This is a genomic window from Photorhabdus akhurstii (assembly GCF_019090985.1).
Lineage (GTDB): Bacteria > Pseudomonadota > Gammaproteobacteria > Enterobacterales > Enterobacteriaceae > Photorhabdus > Photorhabdus akhurstii.
Genome location: NZ_CP020335.1, coordinates 2,657,301 through 2,664,157, shown reverse-complemented (window position 1 = coordinate 2,664,157; position 6,857 = coordinate 2,657,301). Strand labels below are relative to the sequence as shown.

Sequence of the window (6,857 nt, the reverse complement as noted above, 5' to 3'; positions counted from 1 at the left end):
ATCCTATAAATAATGACGGTTACGAAACGGTGGGGGTTACACCTTATTTGGCTTATTTGGGTGTAGATGCCAATGCTCTTCTGAGCCGAGATGGTTTTTCCAAAGAGATTGATAAAGTGAACAACGTCCTAACAATTCATCGTGAGTTCCACTATCACAAAGGGTTCCATGATCCATCACCAATATTTGGTCAGCGCGGGTTATCGTGCTTAGCCGATGAGCGATAACAAAGACTGTTTTATTCTGGGTAAGAGAATCAAACGCCTGCTGTATCAACCGTTCATTTTCGGGATCGAGAGAAGCCGTCGCTTCGTCGAGGAATAAAACCGGAGATTGCTTTAAGATGGCGCGGGCAATGGCAAGACGTTGACGCTCGCCACCAGACAACGTACCGCCATCCACGCCTAGCGGTGTATCGTACCCTTGTGGCAATGCCATAATCGTATCGTGAATATTGGCAAGGCGAGCAGCCTGCTCCAGTTCTAACTGGGTCGCATTGGGATCACCCAACCGAAGATTATTAGCGACGGTATCCTGAAATAGTGCGGTTTCCTGAAATACCATAGTCACGGTGTCATACAGTGCCTGAGTTTGGTAATGATGGATATTATTTCCACCCAGACGGATTTCCCCCTTATCCAGTTGATAGAAAGAGAGCAATAGATAAGCCAGTGTGGATTTCCCACTGCCACTGGGACCGACAATGGCGGTCATACTGCCTTGCGGCGCATAAAACGACACATTTTGGATAGCGGGTTGATTCGTACCTGGATAGCTAAATGAGATGTTATTCACTTCAACATCATATTTGTCTGGCGCGGTTAATGGCCCGGAAGCTTGCGTGGCAACAGCTTCTATTTCTGCAATATGGGTTTCACCTACTTGCGTTAAAGCCGTGATATTGAGTAGGGGGATAATCCCACGTAGGGGGGTAATGGTGGCAAACAACAGCAGAATCGTGATAAGCATTTCCGAGAGTGTTAATGCTTCTGGTGAATTAAAGCGCAGGGCGCCAGCCAGAATGCCAACGACCACGCTGGTATCAATGATGATGTAAAACAGGCTCAGTAGCGGAATACTTCTGAATACTCCACGGCGGAACGCGACCCGTAATTGGTCGATTTCACGATCAAAACGCTGTTCTACCGTAGTGGTCGCCGCCGCAGCACGAATAAAGGACATACCTTGGGCGTACTCAACGATAGCTTCGGATACATCAGCCATCATAGCGGCACGCAAGCGCAATATTTCATTCAGTTTTTTACGGATAGCCCCCAGGATGAACATCCCAACCATCAGCACCAATAATGCACTGCCGCCAACTACCCAATCGAACCAGAATAGAGCCAGGTAGATAAGGGTCAGCATCATCACCTGACAGGCGATTTGCGGTGTGGTATAGGCTGACTGATTTTCCTGCCATTGCACATCTTCAGATAATGTCAGCGCTATCTTTCCGGCACTTAGCCCTCGAATCGTGGCGACAGACATACTGACAAGGCGTTGTAACAAAGCGCGACGAATTTCTATGCCTAAACCATAGGCGGCAATGGTGAGTTTACGTAATGCGCGAGCCATAAAAGTAAATCGCAGCAACAGCAGAATAACCAGTAACCCCAAAGTGATAAGTGGCAGCATTGCGTTGTCGCTTTCCCCCAAATGGGTGATGGCCCAGGCAGCAATAGCAAGTTGAGCCATAATCGCAACGGTATCAAACTGTTTATATAACAACCCCTTGAACCAAACTCTTTGCAGTTTTGGTGATAGATGTTGCTGGAGACGATTAAATAGCCCCATGATAATTTGCTCCTGTCCCGGTTTTTTCTCCCCGCCAAGCTGCCCACTGTCTGGCGTATGCACCTTGCTGTGCGACCAGCTCCTCATGGGTGCCTTGTTCGATAATCTGTCCTTTATCCAAAACTAGTATTCGATCAAGATGACGGATAGTCGGTAGGCGATGAGCAATGACAATCACTGTCTTATTGCGGCATAAGGCATTGAGCGCCTGTTGCATCTCTTTTTCACATTCTGGATCGGCATAGGCTGTCGCTTCGTCCAATACAAGAATTGGCGCGTTTTTCAGAATGGCGGCGGCAACGGCAATACGCTGTTTTTCACCTACCGATAAACTCACACCGCCGTTCAGTACGGTGTCGTAGCCTTGTGGTAATTGCTGAATAAATTGATGGGCTTGCGCTGCGATAGCAACCGCTTCAACTTCTGCCTGTGAAGCATCAGGACGGGCTAACCGTATGTTATTAGCCACTGTATCATTGAACAGAAACACACGCTGGAAAACAAAAGAGACATTATTGCGTAGCGTCGGTTCATCCATATTACGGATATCAACACCGCCAATCATCACCTGACCCTGTTGAGGGTCCCAAAGACGGGCGATAAGACTCGCTACAGTCGATTTACCCGAGCCACTGGCGCCAACCAAGGCTAATGAACTTCCCGCAGGTATAGAGAATGAAATGTCATTTAATGCATTTTCCTGCTCATCTTGGTAGGAGAAACTGACATTATGCAAAGCAACGCTGTGATCCGCAGGTATTTGGCTCTGAGTACAAGGCATTAGTTCAGGTTGATTCATTAACCAACGATAGCGTGTGATTAACGCTTCTTGCTGCTGCAAACGTGTCATCACAGCGAACATGGATGAGGCAATATTGCCAAATGCCATTGCCGCCAAAATAAAGAAAGTGAATTCGAATAACGTGATCTCTTGTCGGTTTAACAACCAGACCGCCAAAGGGAGGACAAACAACAGGTTAGCACTGGATAGAACGAAAAACCGGCTGGATTTGACCTGCACTTTCTCAATCCAGACATCAATAATCCGCGTCAGAGCGGTGAAAGCTTCCTCCGCGCGTTGTAACGCAACTTTGCCGCCTGAATAGGTTTTAACCACCGGAATCGCATTAATAACTTCACCCATTGTTGAAGCAATACGGTTTTGGGCGGCATAAAAACGCTGAGTTGTCGTTTGCACCTTCATCTGGATATAGACGAATAACAGGCAGGCGCCCAAAGTTGGCGCGAATGCCGCCAAGGCTAACCGCCAATCAATGGCCAGCATGACGCTTAATGCGATCAATGGCCCAAACAAGGTAGCTGACATCTCTGGAATGATATGGGCAATACCATCTTCAAGTTGCTCGACGTCATCTAGCATCATCTTTTTTATTTCAGTGCTGTCGGTCAGCATGAAAAAACCCAAAGGCACAGACTTCAACTTGCTGCTGATATTGCGGCGAACATCAGCCTGTACATCAGCGGCAATCAAATGAGCAAAAAACGTTGAACCACTAAAAGTCAACATAGCGGCAAACGTGAATCCCAATAACATGACGCCATAATTCAATAGCGTGTCATATTGCCCATCATAGATAGACTGGGTGATAAGCCCGGCAACCGCCGCCGGTAACATTTGCAGACCGGCGGAAAGAATAGCAAGTGCGATAGCGACGTAACTCAGCGTACGGTATGGGCGCATCATATACCATAACTCCTTAATAACGCCGGCATCAGCCGCACGTTGCTCCGGTGAATTCTGAACAGAAGAATCATGGCTATGCATGCACATTCTCCCTTTGGAAATCATGGAATTTACGCAATGTCCAGAACAGGGCAGTGAAGGTGAAAATAAGTGCTAGCATGAAAAGGGTAGCGTAACTTGCTTTAGTCACTATCAATCCCCCCAACATGGAACAGATAATTGCAACGCCCATATCCGTGGATTGCATCAACGCAAAATCCACACCAGACTGAGCACCTGCTGCAAGCGACATCATCTGGGTATACAGCGCAACAAATTTGGCGGCAGTGATCAACGTGATGAAGACATATGCGGCTGAAAGCAGGGATAACGGCGCTTCTGGTTGCTTGGCAAGCCAAAAAATGCAGGCTAATACGATAGATTCAAGCAGCATAATAGCCAGTAATGTCTGAACAGCGCCGAATTTACGTACAATGACACCACCAAGCAGCACACCAGATAATCCAGCTAATGCACCACCACTGGCCGCGATGATACCGAGTTGAGTTAAATCCACGCCGCGATCGATCAAAAACGGCGACAGCATACCGAGTGAAAGGCGCGTACCGATCATACACAACAATATCAAAACCAGTGCTTGTCTAACCGGCGCCCGGCGGAGGGCATTTTTGAGAGAAGGAGCAGTAACCGGGGCTTTTAAAACCGTCTGCGCTTTTTCTACCTGTGTTTCCCGTAAAAATAGGGCAGGCAATGACATCAATAGAATCACTATGGCTAACACTCCGGCGCCAATGTGCCAACCATACAGTGAAACAAGGTATAGAAACAGACCACTGCCAATGATGGAGCCCAAATAACCGCCGCCAACTTGCATAACATTACACCAAGGGCGGTGCTTTGGTGGTAACCGGTCAATAGCGTGACCATCGGTGGTGGTATCCACCACAGTCAGGCAAATTGTGATCAGAAACAGACCGACAATAATCAGCGGCATATGTTCGGCAGGTCTTGCCAATGACATTGAACAAAAAAGCAATGTAATTAGCAGATTACCGCAGATCATGATACGGCGGGGGTTTGTATCCCCCGAACCAGATTTACGATAGCGCTCTATAATAGGCGCCCAAAGGAATTTGAACGCCCAAGGCAACATCAGCAAGTAGAGCAAGCCGATTTTATCTGGGGTTACACCGTGGCTGCGTAAAAACGCCGGCATACTTTGTAACGTTAACATGCCGATAGTACTTTGGAGGGTGTAAACCCCCGCCAAAGTCAACAGTAGTAACGATATATGACGGGGATGGGAGATATTATGCGTCATAACGAGACACTCACATCCAGCCCAACATTCAAGCCTTTATTGATCATACTGAGTGTATTTGGCCCCACGGTGAAACTGGAGACGCGATACTTTTTATCACCCAGATTTTCGCCATAGAGTTTTACATTAACCCCATGCGCCATCTCTAAACTTAATGAAGCGTCATAGAGGGTATATCCTCCCTGTTCAAGGGTATTCGCTTCATTAAAGTAGCTTTTAGAATAGTAACGGGCACCGGCATTTAAATAGAGGTTACCGGGTAACAACGTTTGATCAATCAAGTAGTCAAAACTTGCATTAAGCATGACATCTGGCGCATAAGGCAGACGTTTATTGTCATAACTTATGTCATTCTCTGTATCGGTTGCATCAATGAAGTTTGATTTGCCTGCACTTCCCCCAAGAGAAAATTTCAGCCCTTTCATTGGCTTAATTTGGCTACTCAACTCAATGCCTTTGCTCTCTGCTTTACCCACATTGCGTATAAACTGCGCACCGATCGGACCAACATAAATTTGTTTATCTTTCGAACGAATGTAGTAAACAGCGCTGTCTAATGTCACTGCGTTATCAAAGAACGAGGTATGCCAACCAAGCTCATAATTATCTGAGGTTTCAGTATTGTAGGGTTTTCTATCATTGGCGGAGGAGACAATGTTATTGAATCCACCGGGTTTGTACCCTTTAGTAGCGGAGATATAGAAACGAGTATCTGGCGTCAATTGCCAACCTAATGCGGCCTTAGGTGTGAACTCATTGCTGGAAACCTGGTTATCAAAAGCTTCGAGCGCCATCATGCCAGAACGGCCTGCATAATCTATCTGCGATTTTTCATGGGACAAACGACCGCCCAAGGTCAAATCCCACTGAGAAGCAAAGGGCAATTTCACTTCACCAAACAGTGCCAGCGATTTTGCTTTTATTGTGTTAGCCGCATCGCCATAGTAACCGGGATAACCACTGGTATGATGTTTATTCTTTTCATCTGAAAACCAGCCGCCGAGAACGCTAGTAATCCCATTTGAGAAATTGGAGTTCAAACGCAGCTCTTGCGTGGTGGCGTGGTGTTTCTCTTTCCATTTACCCCCGATGAAATCACGGTAAATATCGCGATCCTGATAAGAAGTCACGCTGGTTAACACACTGCCGCCAAAATCATATTCAGCCTTGAATGCATAACTGTTAACTCGCCGGGTTAAATCCGGGATAGGGCCATCGTATTCTTTCCGGCGGAATTGTTCGTCATTCAAATAGAGCTCTTCATGGGAATCGAGATCTTCATGAGCAAAACTAAGTTCAGCACTGAATGAAGAATCTTCTGGGGCAAATGTCAGTTGCCCTCGACCGAGCCAAGTTTTGCTGGAATCAACATTTTTATTACCTCTATTAGGCGCATCAATTTGTCCAGGCTCTTTTACCCAACGCAAACTGATACTTCCATAAAGGATATCTTCAATAAGCGGAGTCGATCCGCTGAAAGAACCGCCTTGTTTCAGCTTAGAGTAATTACCGGAAAGGTTTAGCCAAGGGCCTTCTTGCGGCGAACGGGTGACGATATTGATAACACCCGCTTGCGCATTTCCGCCATATAAAGTCCCTTGCGGACCGCGTAATAATTCCACACGCTCCACGTTGATTAATTCTTGTGTTAAGAACTGGTGATCCTGAGGAACGCCATCGACATAAATTCGAACAGAAGGAGAATAGAAATCTGGCGAACTAATACCTCGAATGGTTGTTGCTGAATAAGTTCGGTTCCCCCGTGAACGAATTTGTAAGCCGGGAAAAGCACGCTCAAGATCTTGCACTTGAGTGATACCGGCTTGAACAAGTTCTTCACCCGTTCTAACCAAAACGCTACCATCCACTTTATTTAACGCTTCTTCTCGTTTATTAGCCGTTACAATCAAAGAATCCTCTGTCGCGCCAGGCGAATGTTCTGCCCATACAACAGGCGAAATTAAACAACATAAAACAGACGCCTTAGCGTATTTTTTTTTCATATAAATAACTCGTTATGCACTGTTTAAGATC

General features: G+C 46.5%; 4 protein-coding genes. All 4 read right to left on the bottom strand.

Annotated features, from left to right (window positions below):
* Positions 1 to 36: 36 nt before the first annotated feature.
* From B0X70_RS11740 to B0X70_RS11725, 4 genes are read right to left on the bottom strand one after another with little or no spacing between them, the layout of a single operon-like run.
* On the bottom strand, positions 37 to 1,884 hold the full coding sequence (locus tag B0X70_RS11740) for an ABC transporter ATP-binding protein (RefSeq protein ID WP_246593502.1): 1,848 nt from the start codon (positions 1,882 to 1,884) through the stop codon (positions 37 to 39).
* Positions 1,784 to 3,583, bottom strand: coding sequence for an ABC transporter ATP-binding protein (locus B0X70_RS11735; protein WP_246593501.1), 1,800 nt, complete (start codon positions 3,581 to 3,583; stop codon positions 1,784 to 1,786). The genes B0X70_RS11740 and B0X70_RS11735 overlap by 101 nt, the downstream gene beginning before the upstream one ends.
* Positions 3,576 to 4,823: an MFS transporter gene (locus B0X70_RS11730; RefSeq protein ID WP_217471552.1), complete on the bottom strand. Its 1,248-nt coding sequence runs from the start codon at positions 4,821 to 4,823 to the stop codon at positions 3,576 to 3,578. Before B0X70_RS11730 ends, B0X70_RS11735 begins: the two co-directional genes overlap by 8 nt.
* Complete coding sequence (locus B0X70_RS11725) at positions 4,820 to 6,826, bottom strand: TonB-dependent receptor (RefSeq protein WP_217471551.1); 2,007 nt, start codon at positions 6,824 to 6,826, stop codon at positions 4,820 to 4,822. The genes B0X70_RS11730 and B0X70_RS11725 overlap by 4 nt, the downstream gene beginning before the upstream one ends.
* Positions 6,827 to 6,857: the final 31 nt, after the last annotated feature.